The sequence below is a fragment of the Pseudomonas sp. BMW13 genome (assembly GCF_013357275.1).
GTDB lineage: Bacteria > Pseudomonadota > Gammaproteobacteria > Pseudomonadales > Pseudomonadaceae > Aquipseudomonas > Aquipseudomonas khazarica.
In genome coordinates this window covers 275161-292750 of sequence record NZ_SUKD01000004.1, presented here as the reverse complement: position 1 = coordinate 292750, position 17590 = coordinate 275161, and the positions used below count along the sequence as shown (strand labels likewise).

The 17590-nt window shown below is 66.5% G+C and carries 21 protein-coding genes; 14 read left to right on the top strand and 7 right to left on the bottom strand.

Features of this window, described 5'->3' with window-relative positions; all coding sequences use genetic code 11:
* The first annotated feature begins 291 nt into the window (after positions 1 to 291).
* From E4487_RS05065 to E4487_RS05055, 3 genes are all read left to right on the top strand, one after another.
* Positions 292 to 639 carry a cupin domain-containing protein gene (locus E4487_RS05065; RefSeq protein WP_037056186.1) on the top strand — a complete coding sequence of 116 codons (348 nt, stop codon included), beginning with the start codon at positions 292 to 294 and terminating at the stop codon, positions 637 to 639.
* A 164-nt stretch (positions 640 to 803) separates the two neighbouring features.
* Positions 804 to 1280, top strand: a complete 477-nt coding sequence (gene eco / locus E4487_RS05060; protein WP_150605953.1) for a serine protease inhibitor ecotin — start codon at positions 804 to 806, stop codon at positions 1278 to 1280.
* A 186-nt stretch (positions 1281 to 1466) separates the two neighbouring features.
* Positions 1467 to 2288: an HDOD domain-containing protein gene (locus E4487_RS05055; protein WP_150605955.1), complete on the top strand. Its 822-nt coding sequence runs from the start codon at positions 1467 to 1469 to the stop codon at positions 2286 to 2288.
* Between the two features lie 52 nt (positions 2289 to 2340).
* Here the strand turns inward: E4487_RS05055 and leuA are convergent, their stop codons facing one another.
* Positions 2341 to 4026 (bottom strand): 2-isopropylmalate synthase, encoded by a 1686-nt coding sequence (gene leuA / locus E4487_RS05050; RefSeq protein WP_175252839.1) that lies wholly within the window; start codon positions 4024 to 4026, stop codon positions 2341 to 2343.
* A 306-nt stretch (positions 4027 to 4332) separates the two neighbouring features.
* Here leuA and E4487_RS05045 point away from each other — a divergent pair, with 306 nt between their 5' ends.
* A complete protein-coding gene (locus E4487_RS05045) occupies positions 4333 to 5097 on the top strand; it encodes a helix-turn-helix domain-containing protein (RefSeq protein WP_037056175.1) in 765 nt (254 codons plus the stop codon).
* Positions 5098 to 5110: 13 nt separating this feature from the next.
* On the opposite strand, the gene E4487_RS05040 is transcribed toward E4487_RS05045, so the two are convergent.
* Positions 5111 to 5521, bottom strand: coding sequence for a transcriptional regulator (locus E4487_RS05040; RefSeq protein ID WP_037056173.1), 411 nt, complete (start codon positions 5519 to 5521; stop codon positions 5111 to 5113).
* 117 nt (positions 5522 to 5638) lie between these two features.
* Here E4487_RS05040 and E4487_RS05035 point away from each other — a divergent pair, with 117 nt between their 5' ends.
* The 3 genes from E4487_RS05035 (at position 5639) to E4487_RS05025 (ending at position 9485) form a co-directional block, all read left to right on the top strand.
* The gene (locus tag E4487_RS05035) at positions 5639 to 6097 is read left to right on the top strand and encodes a Bro-N domain-containing protein (protein WP_134677171.1); all 459 of its coding nucleotides are present in this window, start codon (positions 5639 to 5641) and stop codon (positions 6095 to 6097) included.
* 81 nt (positions 6098 to 6178) lie between these two features.
* Positions 6179 to 8188, top strand: a complete 2010-nt coding sequence (locus E4487_RS05030; RefSeq protein ID WP_175252838.1) for a U32 family peptidase — start codon at positions 6179 to 6181, stop codon at positions 8186 to 8188.
* Positions 8189 to 8276: 88 nt separating this feature from the next.
* A complete protein-coding gene (locus tag E4487_RS05025) occupies positions 8277 to 9485 on the top strand; it encodes a hypothetical protein (RefSeq protein ID WP_218952847.1) in 1209 nt (402 codons plus the stop codon).
* A gap of 8 nt (positions 9486 to 9493) precedes the next feature.
* On the opposite strand, the gene E4487_RS05020 is transcribed toward E4487_RS05025, so the two are convergent.
* Positions 9494 to 9973, bottom strand: coding sequence for a DUF2938 domain-containing protein (locus E4487_RS05020; RefSeq protein WP_257229339.1), 480 nt, complete (start codon positions 9971 to 9973; stop codon positions 9494 to 9496).
* 73 nt (positions 9974 to 10046) lie between these two features.
* Here E4487_RS05020 and E4487_RS05015 point away from each other — a divergent pair, with 73 nt between their 5' ends.
* Complete coding sequence (locus E4487_RS05015; RefSeq protein WP_037056167.1) at positions 10047 to 10466, top strand: helix-turn-helix domain-containing protein; 420 nt, start codon at positions 10047 to 10049, stop codon at positions 10464 to 10466.
* On the opposite strand, the gene E4487_RS05010 is transcribed toward E4487_RS05015, so the two are convergent.
* A complete protein-coding gene (locus E4487_RS05010; RefSeq protein ID WP_152489295.1) occupies positions 10453 to 10761 on the bottom strand; it encodes a putative quinol monooxygenase in 309 nt (102 codons plus the stop codon). The genes E4487_RS05015 and E4487_RS05010 overlap by 14 nt on opposite strands.
* 151 nt (positions 10762 to 10912) lie before the next feature.
* Between E4487_RS05010 and E4487_RS05005 the strand changes: the two genes are divergently transcribed.
* A complete protein-coding gene (locus E4487_RS05005) occupies positions 10913 to 11500 on the top strand; it encodes an NAD(P)H-dependent oxidoreductase (RefSeq protein WP_134677166.1) in 588 nt (195 codons plus the stop codon).
* Positions 11501 to 11509: 9 nt separating this feature from the next.
* On the opposite strand, the gene E4487_RS05000 is transcribed toward E4487_RS05005, so the two are convergent.
* Positions 11510 to 12316 (bottom strand): CAP domain-containing protein, encoded by an 807-nt coding sequence (locus E4487_RS05000; RefSeq protein ID WP_037056161.1) that lies wholly within the window; start codon positions 12314 to 12316, stop codon positions 11510 to 11512.
* 241 nt (positions 12317 to 12557) lie between these two features.
* Between E4487_RS05000 and E4487_RS04995 the strand changes: the two genes are divergently transcribed.
* Positions 12558 to 13610: a GGDEF domain-containing protein gene (locus E4487_RS04995; RefSeq protein ID WP_175252837.1), complete on the top strand. Its 1053-nt coding sequence runs from the start codon at positions 12558 to 12560 to the stop codon at positions 13608 to 13610.
* 10 nt (positions 13611 to 13620) lie between these two features.
* On the opposite strand, the gene E4487_RS04990 is transcribed toward E4487_RS04995, so the two are convergent.
* Positions 13621 to 14070, bottom strand: coding sequence for a hypothetical protein (locus tag E4487_RS04990; protein ID WP_134677162.1), 450 nt, complete (start codon positions 14068 to 14070; stop codon positions 13621 to 13623).
* A gap of 288 nt (positions 14071 to 14358) precedes the next feature.
* Between E4487_RS04990 and E4487_RS04985 the strand changes: the two genes are divergently transcribed.
* The 4 genes from E4487_RS04985 (at position 14359) to E4487_RS04970 (ending at position 16578) form a co-directional block, all read left to right on the top strand.
* Entirely contained in the window at positions 14359 to 14961 is a 603-nt protein-coding gene (locus E4487_RS04985) for a hypothetical protein (protein ID WP_150605969.1), read from the top strand.
* A gap of 13 nt (positions 14962 to 14974) precedes the next feature.
* Positions 14975 to 15553, top strand: a complete 579-nt coding sequence (locus E4487_RS04980; protein WP_037056153.1) for a hypothetical protein — start codon at positions 14975 to 14977, stop codon at positions 15551 to 15553.
* A gap of 90 nt (positions 15554 to 15643) precedes the next feature.
* Positions 15644 to 15925, top strand: a complete 282-nt coding sequence (locus E4487_RS04975; protein WP_037056152.1) for a peptidylprolyl isomerase — start codon at positions 15644 to 15646, stop codon at positions 15923 to 15925.
* Between the two features lie 119 nt (positions 15926 to 16044).
* A complete protein-coding gene (locus E4487_RS04970; RefSeq protein WP_175252836.1) occupies positions 16045 to 16578 on the top strand; it encodes a DUF1003 domain-containing protein in 534 nt (177 codons plus the stop codon).
* Between the two features lie 19 nt (positions 16579 to 16597).
* Here E4487_RS04970 and E4487_RS04965 read toward each other — a convergent pair whose 3' ends face one another.
* Positions 16598 to 17491, bottom strand: coding sequence for an EamA family transporter (locus tag E4487_RS04965; protein WP_150605972.1), 894 nt, complete (start codon positions 17489 to 17491; stop codon positions 16598 to 16600).
* Positions 17492 to 17590 lie beyond the last annotated feature (99 nt).

The following is a 17590-nucleotide window of genomic DNA, read 5'->3' as shown; positions in this document are numbered from 1 at the left end:
GAAGGTGGCTCCGACCGTCTGATCGAGAACCGCGTTGCCGAAGGTGGCTCCGACCGTCTGATCGAGAACCGCGTCGCCTGAACCCCTTCCACGAACGGATCGAGAACCTCGTATGACTCGATGCTATGCGCCACACCGCAAGGCCGGCCCGAAACGCCGGCCTTCGTTTTTTCCGGGCCGCAACGGCATCTGCACTGCGCGAATGAACAGCCCCATGTCGACCCCAGGCAACTGACCGCCGCCCGCGCCCTCTATGGTGAACGCCCCTTTGATCCTTCACCGGAGCGCTCCATGGCCAACCAACCGATCACCGTTCTGCGCGATACCCAGCCGATGCCCGTCGTCGACGCCTGCAAATGGGAGCGCATCGAAGGCGACCCGCATACCGTCAACCTCAACGCCTACACCTCCGAAGACGGCAGCAAGATCATGGGCACCTGGATCTGCACGCCCGGCAAGTGGCGCGTGGAGTACGTGAAGTGGGAGTACTGCCACTTCCAGGAAGGCTACTGCATCATCACCCCGGACGGCATGCAGCCGATCCACCTCAAGGCCGGCGACATTTTCGTGGTCGAACCCGGCATGAAGGGCACCTGGGAAGTGGTCGAAACCGTACGCAAATATTTCGTCTTCGCCTGATCACGCCTCTGTCGGCGGGCGCCCCGGCGTGGCACCCGCCCACTCGCCCCACCTTGCTTGAAAAACAGGGGAACCTGGCCTATTTCAGATGGTCAGTGTTGCTCCGCCGACCTGGCGGCCCCTCATAACGGACGGCCCACAAGGCCTTTCAGCAAGGAATCATCATGACCCGAAGCAAACTGCCCCTGCTGGCCCTCGCCTGCGCCCTGCCCCTGAGCGCCTGCGCCGCCACGCCAGAAGCCCTCAAGCCCTACCCTGCCGCCGCTGACGGCTACAACCGCCACGTGATCGAACTGCCGGCCCAGGCCAACGAAGCCGAGCACAAGGTCGAGATCATCGCCGGCAAGACCCTGGAAGTGGACTGCAACCAGCAGCGCCTGGGCGGCCAGTGGCAGGAGAAGAACGTCGAAGGCTGGGGTTACAGCTATTACGAACTGAGCAAGGTCGGCCCGGCCATGAGCACCCTGATGGCCTGCCCGGACGGCAGTCGCAAGCAGGCGTTCGTGCGTGTCGGCGGCGAGCCGCAACTGGTGCGCTACAACAGCAAGCTGCCACTGGTGATCTACGCGCCAGCCGATGTCGAGGTGCGTTACCGGGTGTGGTCCGCCGCCGCGCAGACCAGCGCGGCGCCGCGCCAGTAAGGCTGTAGGCGGAAGCACCAGCCCCCTTCCCGGCTGGTGCTTCTGCGTGCCTGTTCGACGCCAACGGCACGACGAAAAGGCTCTAACCAGCGGCTGCGCGACTGGCCGCGAGCGCAGGCGCGGCTATGCTCAAAGAGCACTTTGTCACCGAGCGCCAGCGCCGCGCCCGTATCTATCGGAGCCACCATGGATATAGAAAGCCTCTTCGACCAGCTGCACACCCTGCCCAGCATTCCGAAAGTCGCGCAGGAACTCATCCAACAGTTCGACAACCCCTCCTCCAGCCTGGAGAGCGTGGCCCGCAACATCGAGCGGGACCCGGTGATCGCGGCCAAGGTGCTGCGCCTGGCCAACTCCCCGCGCTTTCGTGGTGCGCGCGAGGCGGTCAGCGTCGAGGACGCCGCCATGCGCCTGGGCTTCAACACCCTGCGCACGCTGGTGCTGGCTTCGGCCATGACGGGTGCGTTCCAGGCCGATACCGGCTTCGACCTCAAGGGCTTCTGGATTCGCAGCTTCCGCGTGGCCAGCATCGCCCGCTGCCTGGCCAAGCAGCTCAAGCTGGACACCGATGCCGCCTTTACCTGCGGCATGATGCACAACATCGGCGAACTGCTGATCCAGACCGGCGCACCGGACTTCGCCCGGCGCATGAACCGCCACCCGAAGCGCGAAGCCGCCGCCCATGCCGCCGAGGAAAACCTGCAACTGGGCTTCGGCTACCCGGAGGTCGGCGCCGAGCTGGCGCGCCGCTGGCAACTGCCGGAGCTGATCCAGCACGCCATCGCCTACCAGGCCCGCCCGACCCAGGCCCCCGGCGACAGCCAGTACGCACGGTTGGTCGCGCAGTCGGTGCTGGTCGCCGAAACCATCGAGCTCGATGGCGTCAGCGAGCAGGCGCAGCAGAGCCTGGAAGGTCCGCTGTTCGAGGAAGTGGCGCTGGACACACTGTTCGCTGCGCTGCCGGAGGTGCTCGAAGCGGACAAGGCCTTTGCCGAACTGCTGGGCTGAGGCCTGACCCGGCGGCGCGCCTGCGCCGCCTTTGCCCGCCCTGCCGGCCTCCTCAGCGACAGCGCTCGGCGAGCCGCTGCGTGCTCGGGGCGAAGCGCGACACCGCGGCCAGCAACGCCTGCAGCGAGGCACGCAACAGGTTGCCATCACGGCCGGCGCCGAAACGCGAGCCGGGCTGCCCTGGCCAGCTGACCTCCACCAGCGCCAGCGCACAGGCCTCGCTACCGCCACCCAGGCTGTGCTCCTGGTAATCGTCGACACGCAGCGGCAGGTCGAGGGCGGCCACCGCCGCCGCCAGCGGGCCATTGCCTGCACCACGCAGCTGCAGGGGCCGACCGGCCACCTCGACATCCAGTTCGATCCGCTGGCGCTCGCCGTCGTCCTGCAGGCGATGGCCGACATAGACCAGTGCACCGCCCGGCCGTGCGGGGGCCAGGTAGGTTCGCTGGTACAGCTGCCACAGCTCGGCGCTGGACAGTTCGGTCTCGCTGCTGTCGGCCTGCTTCTGCACGATGGCGCTGAACTCCACCTGCTGGCGGCGCGGCATCTGCACGCCCTGGTCGCGCTGCAGCAGGTAGGCGATGCCACCCTTGCCGGACTGGCTGTTGACCCGCACGATGCTGTCGTAGGTTCGCCCCAGGTCCTGCGGGTCGATCGGCAGGTACGGCACCTGCCACGGCCCATCCGGCGTCCGAGCGGCGAAGCCCTTGGCGATGGCGTCCTGGTGCGAGCCGGAGAAGGCGGTGAACACCAGGTCACCGACGTAGGGATGGCGCGGGTGAATCGGCAGCCCGGTGCAGGCCTCGGCCACCCGCGCCACCCCGGCGATGTCGGAAAAATCCAGGCCCGGGTCGATGCCCTGGGTGTAGAGGTTCAGCGCCAGGGTCACCAGATCGAGGTTGCCGCTGCGCTCGCCATTGCCGAACAGGCAGCCCTCGACCCGCTGCGCGCCCGCCAGCAGTGCCTGCTCGGCACAGGCCACGCCGGTGCCGCGGTCGTTGTGCGGGTGGACCGAGAGCAGCACATGCTCGCGCCGCGCCAGGCGCCGGTGCATCCACTCGATCTGGTCGGCGAAGACATTGGCGGTGCTGACCTCGACGGTGGTCGGCAGGTTGATGATGATCGGGCGCCCAGGCCCGGCGTCCCAGGCCGCAATGGCGGCGTTGCAGATGCGCAGCGACACCTCCAGCTCGGCCATGCAGAAGGTTTCCGGCGAATACTGCAACACCCACTCGGTCTCGGGATGGGCCTGCGTCAGCGCCTTGAACGACTGGATATGGCGCACCACCAGCGCCTCCACCTCATCCACCGAGAGCTTGAACACCACCTCGCGCCATACCGGGGCGATGGCGTTGTACAGGTGCACGATCACCCGCCGCGCGCCGGCCACGGCCTGCACGGTCCGCTCGATGAGGTCGTCGCGCAGCTGGCTCATCACCATCGGCGTGACGTCGTCCGGGATGCCACCCTCGTCGATCAGCTGGCGGATGATGTCGAAGTCGGTGCGCGAGGCAGCGGGAAAGCCCACTTCGATTTCCTTGAACCCCAGGCGCACCAGCTCGCCGAACAGGCGCAGCTTGCGCTCGCGGTTCATCGGTTCGAACAGCGCCTGGTTACCGTCGCGCAGGTCGGTGGACAGCCAGATCGGCGCCTGGTGCAGGCGCTGCTGCGGCCAGCGCCGGTCAGGCAGGTCGACAGGGGGGAACGCGCGGTACTTGCTATGCGGATTACGCAACATGACAAAGCCTCGATGGAGAACGGAGAACAGCGTGATCTCCCCTGCCTGCGCTGCAGGCTGCCTGAGGCCGGGATCAGGGGGAGATCAGCGGCGCGTGGCGGTCACGCACCGAGTCGGACCCCGGCCGAGGCTCAGGGCGGGTAGCAGCGGGATGAGGACGGTCATGGTGGTGCCTGCATGGATGAGTGCCCAGCGTAGAGCGCACGGCCTCGACCATCTCACGCCAAATGGCCTATCACTGTCGCGAAATGGACAACCTGGCGGCACAGCGCTAGGCTGGCTCGCCCTCCCACCGCGCAGCCCGCCATGGTCGATCACACCGAACTGCCCTATGAATCACTGGCCATGCCGGTCACCGGCGTGGCCGTCGACTACCCCAGCGGCCACCGGGTGCCGTCGCACAACCACCCGCGCGCACAGCTGATCTACGCCATCGAAGGCGTGCTGGTGGTCGATACCCCGGCCGGGCGCTGGGTGACCCCACCGAACCGGGGCGTGTGGCTGCAGGCCGGCTGCGAACATGCCCTGCACATGCGCGGCGTCACCCGCGTGCGCAGCCTGTTCGTCAATCCCGATGCCGCCCCGGGGCTGCCGGCTGGCAACCGCGTGATCGACGTCAACCCGCTGCTGCGCGAGCTGATCCAGGCCGCCACCCTGGTGCCGGCGCAATACACCGCCGACAGCCGTGATGGCCGCCTGATGCGCTTTCTGCTGGATGAACTGAGCAGCCTGCCGGTGCTGCCGCTGCACCTGCCCTGGCCGAGTGACCCGCGCATCGCCCGGGTGTGCCAGAGCCTGGCGGATGACCCGGCGCAGAGCGACTCGGCCGAACACTGGGCGGCGCAACTGGCGATGAGCAGCAAGACCTTCCACCGCCATTTCCAGCGCAGCACCGGCGTCACCTTCGGCCGCTGGCGTCAGCAGGCGCGCCTGCTGCTCTCGCTGGAAGCCCTGGCGCAGGGCCTGCCCGTGCTGCAGGTGGCGCTGCAGCACGGCTATGACAGCCAGAGCGCCTTCGCCGCCGCGTTCCGCCGTCAGTTCGGCGTGACGCCCTCGGCCTTCTATCGGTGACGCCGCCGCCCCGTCAGCGCTCGCCTTCGCCGTTGGCCTTGGCCGCCAGGGCCAGGGCCATCACCACCTCACGCACCACCTTGCGCTGCTGCGCAGGCAGGCCGAGAAAGGTCTCGATGACTTCGCGCTCCTGGTAGAACTTGGGGTCCTCCCAGCGCCCGCGCTGCTCGCGCACCGTCACCCCGGCCCGCTCACCGAAGCGCAGCACCTGCGGCTCGATGCGCAGCCACTCGGCCAGGACCTGCAGCTTGTCCTGGGAGGGGATCGACTCGCCACGCAGCCAGCGCGAAACAGCCTGAAACGTCACCGAACGTCCCCAATAGCGCGAGTTGAACTCGCGTTCGAGCACGGCTGGGCGGTCTGGATATCCAGCTGCGAGCATGGCGCTACGCAGCCGCTGGGCGAATTCGGATTTCTCGGTCATGGACGCGGACGTTAAATTCCGCCCCCACGCTAGATTGAACAGTCTGTTGTATTTTATATGAAATTCATGATTTCATCGCATTTCACCGATCGCTGTTTCGTGCACAAGGAGAGCGCCATGATCAGCCCACTCCACCCCAGCTTCGAAGACATCCGCTTCACGGTCCAGCGCACGCCCGACGGACACTTCTGGTTCGCCGCCGGCCCCGTTTGCCAGGCACTGGAGATGGATGACTGGAACGCCTCGCTGCTGCGCCTGTGCCGCCCGGAAGGCATCCTGTTCGGCAACGAGGAAACGCCCCAGGCCATGATCGACCTGGAGAACCTGCTGCGCCTCAGCCTGAACGACGCCAGCCCGCGCGCACGCCGCCTGCGCACCTGGCTGTACCAGACCCTGCTGCCGCACCTGTTCAGCAGCGTGGGGCTGCCCAGCTACCGGCAGCTGAACACCGCCGACAAACGCCTGCGCGTGCTGAAATGGCATGACGACTGGTGGATGTCGCTGGGCGACGTCATGCAGGTCTTCGGCACACGCCCGGAGTTGCTGGGCCTGGACGGCAGCACGGAGCGCCGTTGATCACGCCCAGGTGCCGCAGGATCATCAGGCCGCTACAATGCGCACCTTGCCCGTGTGCCCAGCCTGATAAAAGAAATCACCATGTCCCTGCCCAAGAACCACCTGGAACTGCTCAGCCCTGCGCGTGATGTCGAGATCGCCCGCGAGGCCATCCTGCATGGCGCCGATGCCATCTACATCGGCGGCCCGAGCTTCGGCGCGCGGCACAACGCCTGCAACGAGGTGAGCGAGATCGCCAAGCTGGTGGAGTTCGCTCGCCGCTATCACGCCCGGGTGTTCACTACCCTCAACACCATCCTGCATGACGATGAACTGGAACCGGCCCGTGCGCTGATCCACCAGCTCTACGACGCGGGCGTGGATGCGCTGATCGTGCAGGACATGGGCGTCATGGACCTGGACATCCCCCCCATCGAACTGCACGCCAGCACCCAGACCGATATCCGCACCCTGGAGCGGGCCAGGTTCCTCGACCAGGCCGGCTTCTCCCAGCTGGTGCTGGCGCGCGAGCTGAACCTGCAGGAGATCCGCGCGATCAGCGATGCCACCGACGCCGCCATCGAGTTCTTCATCCATGGCGCGCTGTGCGTGGCCTTCTCCGGCCAGTGCAACATTTCCCACGCGCAGACCGGGCGCAGCGCCAACCGTGGCGACTGCTCGCAGGCCTGCCGCCTGCCCTACACCCTCAAGGATGAGAAAGGCGGCGTGATCGCCTACGAGAAACACCTGCTGTCGATGAAGGACAACAACCAGAGCGCCAACCTGCGCGCCCTGGTGGAAGCCGGCGTGCGCTCGTTCAAGATCGAGGGCCGCTACAAGGACGTGGCCTATGTGAAGAACATCACCGCCCACTACCGCCGCGAGCTGGACGCGATTCTCGAGGATCGCCCGGACCTGGCCCGCGCCTCCAGCGGGCGTACCGCGCACTTCTTCGTGCCCGATCCGGACAAGACCTTCCACCGTGGCAGCACCGACTACTTCGTCACCGAACGCAAGGTGGATATCGGCGCCTTCGACTCGCCGACCTTCACCGGGCTCGCCGTCGGCCATGTCGAGAAGGTGAACAAGCGCGACCTGATCGCCGTCACCCACGCACCGCTGTCCAATGGCGACGGTCTCAACGTGCTGGTCAAGCGCGAGGTGGTGGGCTTTCGCGCCAACATCGCCGAACTCAAGGGCGAGTTCGAGGAGGACGGCGAGAAGCGCTACCGCTACCGCGTCGAACCCAACGAGATGCCCGATGGCCTGCTGCGCCTGCGTCCCAACCATCCGCTCTCGCGCAACCTCGACCACAACTGGCAGCAAGCGCTGCAGCGCACCAGCGCCGAGCGCCGCATCGGCGTGAACTGGAAGGTCGAGCTGCGTGAAGACGCGCTGAAGCTCACCGCGACCAGCGAAGAAGGCATCAGCGTCGAGGTCGCCCTGCCCGGCCCGTTCGGTGCCGCCAACAAGCCCGAGCAGGCGCTGGATGGCCTGCGCGACCTGCTCACCCAGCTCGGCACCACCATCTACCACGCCCAGGGCGTCAGCCTCGACGCGCCGCAGGCGTTCTTCGTGCCCAACTCGCAGCTCAAGGCGCTGCGGCGCGAGGCCATCGAGGCGCTGACCGAGGCCCGCGTCGCCGCCCACCCGCGCGGCCAGCGCAAGGCCGAGACCGATCCGGCGCCGGTCTACCCCGAGTCGCACCTGTCGTTCCTCTACAACGTCTACAACCAGAAGGCCCGCGACTTCTACCACCGCCATGGCGTGCAACTGATCGACGCGGCCTACGAGGCCCACGAAGAAGAAGGCGAAGTGCCGGTGATGATCACCAAGCACTGCCTGCGCTTCTCCTTCAACCTGTGCCCGAAGCAGGCCAAGGGCGTGACCGGCGTGCGCACCAAGGTCGCGCCGATGCAGCTGGTGCACGGCGACGAAGTGCTGACCCTGAAGTTCGACTGCAAGCCGTGCGAGATGCACGTGATCGGCAAGATGAAGGGGCACATCCTCGACCTGCCACAACCCGGCAGTGCCGCCACCCAGGTGGTCGGCCACATCACCCCGGATGACCTGCTCAAGACCATCCGCAAGCCCGAGGGCTATTCGCACTGAGTCACAGCCTGCGCCCGCGCGCTTGAAGCGCCGGGCGCATGGCGCTTGAATAGGCGCCCTCGAATCCCTGACTGCCGGAGGTCCGCGAGTGACCGCGATGATCGTGCTGACGCTGCTGCTGGTGGCCGCCCTGCTGTTCTGGCCACGCGTCGCCAAGGCACCGATGTGGCGCGCCACCGTGACCCCGCTGGCCTCGATCATCGGCAGCGGCTTCCTCATCCTCGGCCCGGTGATGCTGGTCAACTTCGGCAGCTGGGCGCCGCTGGCCATGCTCGTCCTGTGCGCCCTGGGCTATGCCTTCGGCAGCGCCATGCGCTTCAACATCCGCTACCTGGGCGACTCGCCCCAGGGCCGTGGCACGCCGCTGCAGGACCTTGGCGAACGGCTGTCGTCCTGGGTGCTGGCCTTCGCCTACTTCATCTCCGTGGCCTACTACCTCAACCTCTTCGGTGCGTTCGCCGGGCGCATCGTCGACGTGCGGGGCGGCACACTGCCCAAGGTCATCACCACGCTGATCTACCTGCTCATCCTCGCCGCCGGCTACCTGCGCGGCTTCAGCGTGATGGAACGCCTGGAGAAATTCTCCGTGAGCCTGAAGCTGGCGATCATCGCCAGCCTGATCGCCGGCCTCGCCGTGCATACCGCGCAGCAGGACATGGCGAGCGTGCTGGCCTACAGCCCGGCCAGCACGCAGGGCACGCTGGCGTTGCAGCTGCTGCTGGGGCTGATCGTCACCGTGCAGGGCTTCGAGACCTCGCGTTACCTCGGCCAGCACTACGACGCCGCCACGCGCGTACGCTCGATGCGCCATGCGCAGTGGCTCGCCAGCGCCATCTACCTGGTCTATGCGGCCCTGCTGACGCTGAGTTTCCACCAGCAGACGATGACCCTGGACGAGACCGCGATCATCGACCTGATGGGCGTGGTCGCCCTGGTGCTGCCGCCCTTGCTGATCGCCGCCGCCCTCAGCGCCCAGTTCAGCGCCGCGGTGGCCGACACCAGCGCCTCGGGCGGGCTGATCAACGAACTCAGCGGCCAGCGCCTGCGCGCGCGCCACGGCTACGTGCTGCTGACCCTCACCGGCCTGCTGCTGACCTGGCTGTTCGATGTCTTCGAGATCATCAGCCACGCCTCGCGGGCCTTCGCCCTGTACTACGGCGTGCAGTCGCTGCTGGCCGCCGTACGCGCCGCGCAGCAGCCGGCCAGCCTGCGGCGCCACCTGCAGATCGCCGGTTTCACCCTGCTCGGCCTGGTCGGCCTGGCGGCGGTGCTGTTCAGCATCCCGGTCGAGGGCTGAGCCAGGCGTCAGCCCAGCCAGGCCAGCGCCGCCCCGCTCAGGTACAGGCCCAGGCCGAACACCAGGTGCGTCAGCAACGCGCGCTGCCGCACCAGCCAGGGTTTGGGCGTGCGCCTCGCGGCCATCCCCATGCCGAAGGCCGGCTGCATCACCAGCAGCGGCGCGGCCACCGTGCCCACGCCGAAGAGCAGCGCGGGCAGCAGCGCCGGACGCTGCAGCCAGGCCTGACCGCCCCAGGCCAGGAAAGCGGCGGCGAACAACAGCCCGGTCAGGTAATGGAAGCCCCAGCCGAGCAGACGCTCGCCCCGCAGCGGCGCCGCCTTGGCGATCGCCGCGTGGCGGAACTGGCCGTGGCGCATGTGCCCCAGCCAGCGCCCGACCCAGCCATAGTCCAGCGACGCCACGCCGAACCAGCGCCGCCGCAGCAACGCCCACAGGTCCATCGACAGCGTCGCGCCGACGCCCAGCACCATGATTTCGACTACCATGACCACCTCCATTCAACCTTGCTGAAATGCCTGTGATAGAAGGCTGCCAGTTGAAGTCGACTTGAGGTCAAGCATGAAAGAGCTGGATATCGGCACGGTCGCCCGCTGGTCGGGGCTGCCGGCCTCGACCCTGCGTTACTACGAAGAAAAGGGGCTGATCCGCTCGATCGGCCGCAACGGCCTGAGGCGGGTGTTCGCCGAGTCGGTGCTGCAACGCCTGTCGCTGATCGCGCTGGGGCGTACCGCCGGCTTCTCGCTGGAAGACATCGCCGGGATGCTCGCCAGCGAAGGGGGCCCGGCCATCGACCGCGAGCGCCTGGAGCGCAAGGCCGAGCAGCTGGACCAGACCATCCGCCGCCTCAGCGCCATTCGCGACGGCCTGCGCCATGCGGCGGCATGCCCGGCCGAGAACCACCTGGCCTGCCCCACCTTCCAGCGCCTGATGACCCTGGCCAGCCGGCAGGCCAGCAGAAGCCGGGCTACTGCGCGATGAGCGCGGCGGGCAGGAGCACCTCGACCCGGCGAACCTCGAGATCGCGACGCAGGTAGTCCATGCGCCGTGCATGGAACGCCTGCATGTGCGGCAGCGCCATGTGCGCGTCCAGGGCGGCCTGCGACGCCCAAACCTCGTAGAAGATGAACAGCGTCGGGTCCTGCGCGTCGCGCAGCATGTGGTACTCGATGCAGCCCGGCTCGGCACGGCTGGGCTCGACGTAGGCACGGAACAGGCGTTCGAAGGCTGCGGCCTGCTCGGGCCGGGTGTGGGCGTGAAGGATGAATGCGTGCATGAGGGCTCCTGGGCAGGTGAGGAAAGCCCCAGGTTAGCGCATGCCAAACGCTCAATTTCATGACTTTCAGTCAACAATCATTTGAGTGTGCCTGGGTGTTTCGCACGCGCGGGGCTGGTTAACCTGCCGCCACATTTTCTGGAGACACCCGATGAAAAAGATCCTCCTGCTCAACGGCGGCAAGGCCTTCGCCCATTCCCACGGCCAGTACAACAGCACCCTGCACGACGCGGCGCTGGCCTTCCTCGATCGCGCCGGCTGCGACGTGAAGACCACCTTCATCGACGGCGGCTACGACGTCGACGAGGAAGTCGCGAAGATCCTCTGGGCCGATGTCGTCATCTACCAGATGCCCGGCTGGTGGATGGGCGCGCCCTGGACGGTGAAGCGCTACCTCGACGAGGTGTTCACCGCCGGCCATGGCAGCCTCTACGCCAACGACGGCCGCACCCGCTCCGATGCCTCGCAGAAGTACGGCAGCGGCGGCCTGATTCAGGGCAAGCAGTACATGCTGTCGCTGACCTGGAACGCGCCGGTGCAGGCATTCGAAGACCCCAGCGACTTCTTCGAGGGCAAGGGCGTGGACGCGGTGTACTTCCCGTTCCACAAGGCCAACGAGTTTCTTGGCATGAGCGCCCTGCCCACCTTCATCTGCAACGACGTGATGAAGGTGCCGGACATCGAGCGCGACGTGGCGCGCTATGAACAGCACCTGGCCACGCTGTTCGCCCGCGCCTGAGGCGGCGGCTCACTGCCCGCCGAACAGCGCCGTCCAGTAGATGCCGGCATCGCTCTGCGGGTCGCTGGCGTAGGCGGCGCCCAGTTCGCTGTACTCGGGGTTCATGATGTTGGCGCAATGCCCGGGGCTGGCCAGCCAGCCCTCGACGACCTTGGCCGGCGTATCCAGCGCCGCGGCGATGTTCTCGCCAACGCGTCCGCCGCCATAGCCGGCCAGCTCGGCGCGATCACCCGGAGTGCGTCCGTCGCGCCCCTGGTGGGCGAAGAAGTTGTCGTTGGCCATGGCCCGACTGTGGCTTTCGGCCGCGCTGCCCAGCGGCGCATTCCAGGCCAGCGGGTCGGCTGCGCCGAAGGCCTGGGCACCACAATGGCGCGCCTGGGCCCGCGCCCGGTTGATCGCCATCAGCAGCTTCTCGCCCTCGGCCTGCCAGGGTTGCAGGCGACCGCTGAGCAGTGGCCGCGCCAGCACGATGCGCCAGTCACGCCCCTGCTGGCTGACCCCGACGTCGATGAACTGCGGGTCGAGCAGCACCCGACAGAAACTCTCGCTCAGCGCCTGCATGGCCGAACGCGCATCACGCGGCCCGGAAAGCGTGATGGCCTTGACGTTGACCAGCGGATAGCCGGCGGCGCCGAGCGCGTCCTGCAGGTCCGCCGTGCCATTGGCCGGCAGCACCAGGCGCGGGTCGTCCGCCAGCGGTGGCAATGGCTCCGAGGCCTGCACGCCGCAGCGCTGTATTTCGCCCCGATAGGCGTTGATCGCGTCGATCAATGCCACATCTTCGCTCGCCTGTACCGAGGTGACGGCGGCCACCATCAGCAGCGCCAGCAGCCCTGATCCGCGTCCCCACCTCTTGCCTGCCGTTGTCATACCGCCCTCTCTCCACTAACGTCGTGATTCTGTCGCCATCTCCAGCACAGCATCATGATCAGCGCCGACCTGCGCGAAACCCTCAGTGATTGCGGGTTTGCCGCGCAGACGGCAGGGTTCCTGCATAAGCCCCAGGTGTACTCTCGAACCACCCAGACGATTGCCCGATCCTGCCAGAGAACAGCCAATGCCCGATCACTTCGCCAAGAACGAACAACATCGACGCCTGGTCCTCAAAGCCCTGCTCTGGATCACCCTGGTCGGCGGCCTGTTCTTCTTCGTGGTCAACCTGCTGCGCGACAACTGGCTGCTGGCCACGCTCGAGATCGGCTACGCCGGCGTGTCGCTGTACATGCTGATGATCATCGATCGAACGCGCAATCTGCAGCTATTGACCACGATTTACCTGTTGCCGTTCTTCAGCATCATGATCGTGGCGCTGTCGCGCCCACATACCACCTTCGCCGTGTTCGCCTGGATTCAGACCATTCCGATCATCTGCTACATGCTACTCGGGCTGCGCCTGGGCCTGTACGGCTCGATCCTGTTCGTCGGCATCGGCCTGTTCACCTTCAACCAGCGCCTGCCGGCGGAGCAGCAGCTGGTCAACACCGTGATACTCGCCAACCTCGGCCTGGCCAGCCTGGCGGTGATGATCTTCGCCCATATCTACGAACGCAGCCGGGTGCTCAACGAGAAGCGCCTGATCGAGCAAGCCACCACGGACACGTTGACCGGCCTGGCGAACCGCATGAAGCTGAGCGAAGTGTTCGAGCGCGAACGCGCGCATGCCCTGCGCAACGACACCGCGCTGTCACTGGTGTTCGTCGATATCGATCACTTCAAGCAGATCAACGACCGTTTCGGTCACGAGGTCGGCGACCGCGCCCTGGCCCACTTCGCCACGGTGCTGACGCAGCGGTTGCGCATCAATGACCTGTTCTGCCGGATGGGTGGCGAGGAATTCGCCGTGCTGCTGCCCGGCACCCCGCCGGGGCGCGCACGGGAGATCGCGGAAAGCCTGCGCCAGCGCCTGGCGGACAAACCGCTCGAGGTGGCCGGCAGCGCCGTGCCCATGACGCTCAGCGCGGGCGTGGCCAGCCTGGGCAGCGACGGCCAGTCGCTGGACGAACTGATGCGGGCCGCCGACAGGCGCACCTACGCCGCCAAGCGTGCCGGGCGCAATCAGGTGGTCGCGGACGAAGACGAGGCCAGCGCGATCGACGTGGTCCCCGGCTGAGCCAGCGGCATCAGGCGTAGACGCTCAGCCCGCCCTTCTCCTGCAGCCACTGGCGGTAGGTTTCCAGCGAGTCGGTCTGCTGCTCGCCGTTGCGTCCGGCGATCAGCACACTGCCGTCCATGCCGCCATCCACCATCTTCTGCACCTGCTCCAGCAGCTTGGCCGCATCGTCGCGGTCGAGGTCCTCGACATCCGGCAACTGGATCGCCGAAGACGATGCCGCCTTGCTCTCGCCAAGGCCCTGCAGGCCGGTGGCCGCCTGCGCCGTGCCACCCTGCATCGCGCGCAGCAAGCCACCCTCGCTGCGCGCCACCACCTGCTTGGCGAAACGGCGCAGATCGGCCAGCGGGTCCTGGCTGCTCGAGGTGTCGCTGTCGCCGCTGGCAGCGCTGGAACGGTTGTTGAGCTGGCTGCCGTAGTAGCTGAGCATGGCAGGCGTGCTGTTGTTGATACTGGTCATGGGGCCTCCGCGAAAAGCGTTCGCTCCTGATAAAGCAGATTACGGGCCAGCTCTGAAAGCCAGTATCCACGGGGCTTCCAGGCCCGCGTCGGCAGCACGTTGCCGACGCGAGGCAATCCGTTGCCAGGCGAAGCGGAAAGACACTGCAGCTCGCCATTCCAATGATGGCATTTTGACGCTAATATCCCGCCGCGCCGAAGGATGGCAGAGGGACAGCGCTCAGGCGGAAATCCAGATACCACCGACGGATACCTGCCCTTTCAGCAATACGCCAAGGATGCTTCATCGATGTTCAAAGCACGCTTTCTCGCGGCCGGCCTTGCCGGCATGACCCTGACCGGCTGCATGTCGTTCACCCCGGCAGGTCCGATCTACCCTCCCAGCCAGATCATCGAACACTCCCTGCCGGGCAGCGCGATGATCAAGGACGTCAAGGTCACGGACACGCGTATCGATGAAAACACCCGGCGCAACATCGGCAACCAGCTGACCGCCCAGATCAGCCAGCACATCGAGAAGGGCGAGTACTTCAAGCGCGTCATCAGCTTCCCCGCCAAGCTGAATGAACAGGACGTCCAGCTGCAGTTCGACTTCTCCTCGCTGAAAGGCAAACGCACGCCACACCCGGGTTACGTCCCCGGCGCACTGCTGACGCTGACGATCTGGATCTGGGTGAACGGACCGATCTACGTCGACAAGTACGACCTGGCGGCCGAGCTGCAGATCCTCGACAACCAGGGCCGGCAACTGGCGCTGTCGCAGAAGAACCTGGTGGTGGACAAGAACACCGGCCTCTGGGACTACGACTACATGTTCCCGTCTGGCGGACAGCAGCTGACCGAGCTGGTCGAGCAGCTGCTGCAGGACGGCACCCGACAACTGACCCACTGAAAAGGATTTCCCCATGAAGAAACTCTTTGCACTGATCCTGCTGATCGCCTCGGCCAGCCTGCAGGGTTGCATGACCTACTCCCATCACTCGCTGCAGACGGTCGACCAATGGCCGCTCGCCTCGCCCGAACAGGAGAAACCGAGCGTCTACCTGAAGGTCTTCGGCGAATACCAGGTCAATGACAACCCGCGCGTCAGCACGGCCGACGTCGCCAAGCTGGAACAAGTGATCTCGCAGACGCTCTCCGAAAGCGGTCGCTTTTCGCGCGTGACCACCGCCCAGGAGGAGTCCGACCTGTACCTGACCGTCACTCTGCACAACCACGAGACGGGCAACATGGGGCTGGCCGTACTGACCGGGGCGACCTTCTTCCTGATTCCCGGCGCCTTCGACAACACGCTGACGATGAGCATGGCCGTACGCGACGGCAATGGAGAGAAACTCGGCACCGCCCAGCAGCAGGAGTCGCTGACGACCTGGATGCACCTGTTCCTGATCTTTGCCGTGCCCTTCCAGGACCGCAGCGACAACCTGCTCCGGCAGTTGACGCAGAGCACCCTGCAACAGGCCGTCGACAAGGACCTGCTGTAATCGCCCTGGCGCAGCCAAGCGTGAAGCCGACCGTTTGCTTGTCGGGTCGATTGCGCTAGGCTCTGCCGCTCAATTCATAGGAGGTATCCCATGGCCCGCGCCACTGCCCGCCACATCCTGGTTGCCAGCGAAGACAAGTGCAACGAACTGAAAACCGCCATCGAAGGTGGCGCCGACTTTGCCCAACTGGCCAGAGACAACTCCAGCTGCCCGTCCGGCCGCAACGGCGGCGACCTGGGCTCGTTCGGCCCGGGCCAGATGGTCAAGGAATTCGACACCGTGGTATTCAGCGCGCCGGTCGGCGTGGTGCAGGGCCCGGTGAAGACCCAGTTCGGCTACCACCTGCTGGAAGTCACCAGCCGCCAGGACTGACCTGCCGCCAGCGGAGGGCTGTCGACACGGCCCTTCGCGCCCTTCTCCGCGCTGTCCCCGGTGACAGCGGCGCGCATCCGGTTCAGCATCTCGCCATCCCCTCACGCGAGCTGCGCCCGATGAATACCCCGCACCCTCTGCAACAACTCGCCCAGCACCTGCTCGGCAAAGCCCTGCACGAGCTCGAGCCGGAAGAAACCCACGTCCTGGAAACCCTACGCCAGCGCCGCCCGATCAGCCGCGACGTGGCCGATGCCTCGGATGCCGAATCGACCTTCGGCGAGCGCCTGTCGGACCGGGTCGCCTCGGTGGGCGGGTCCTGGACCTTCATCGTCTGCTTCTCGCTGACCATGCTCGGCTGGATGCTGCTCAACAGCGATGTGCTGGCGCACTTCGGCCTAGCGTTCGATCCCTACCCCTACATCTTTCTCAACCTGATGCTGTCGACCCTGGCCGCGATCCAGGCGCCGATCATCATGATGAGCCAGAACCGCCAGGCGGCGAAGGACCGCGTGGCCGCGCGCCTGGATTTCGAGGTGAACCTGCGGGCCGAGCTGGAGATCATGCGTCTGCACGAGAAGATCGATCAGCGCATCCAGCAACGCCTGGATCAGATCCTCGAGCGCCTGCCAGAGAAGCGCCCGGAGGCCTGATCCACGACGGCACGCCGGTTCAGACGGCGCCGGGTGCGCGCTGGCGCCAGCTGTCGAGCAGGCGCCCGCCCCAGACGTTGATCAGCAGCCCGGCCATGACCAGCAACGCGCCGACCATCTGCAGGCTGCCCAGGCGCTCGCCCAGCAGCAGCGCCGAGGAGCTGATCCCCACCACCGGCACCAGCAGCGAGAACGGTGCCACCTGGCTGGCCGGGTAACGCGACAGCAGGCGACTCCACAGGCCATAGCCGAGGATGGTGGCGCCAAAGGCCAGGTAGGCCAGCACCAGGATCGAGTCGAGGCTGATGCTCTGCAGCGAATGCAGGATCAACTCGGGGCCTTCCAGCCAGAACGACAGGGCCAGGAACGGCAGCGGCGGTATCAGGCTGCCCCATACCACCAGGCCGACCAGGTTGACCTTGCCCAGCCTGCGCGTGACGACGTTGCCCAGCGCCCACATCGACGCTGCCGCGATGGTCAGGGCGAAGCCGGCCAGGGTCATCGCCTGGCCGCCCTGCAGGCCGATCAGCGCCAGGCCGCTGGCCGCCACCAGCAAACCGAACAGGTTGCTGCCACGCAGGCGCTCACCGAGAAACAGCGCGGCGAAGAACAGGGTGAAGAAGGCCTGCGACTGCAGCACCAGCGACGCCAGGCCCGCCGGCATGCCGACGTACATGGCGTAGAACAGAAAGGCGAACTGGCCCAGCGAGATGGTCATGCCGTAGGCCAGCATCCAGCGCAGGGGCACCTGCGGGCGCCGCACGAAGAGGATCGCCGGAAAGGCGGCGAGCATGAAGCGCAGCGCCCCCATCAGCATCGGCGGCATGCCGTGCAGGCCGACCTTGATGACCACGAAATTCAGACCCCAGACGACGATCACCAGCAACGCCAGTAGCAGATCCTTGGGCGACATGGAGACAGTCCTCGAATGAAGGGGGCGGCCATTAGAGCAGCGCAGGCGACAGGCCGGCAGACACAGAACGCAGCGAAAAACACCACACAGTGCGTGGCA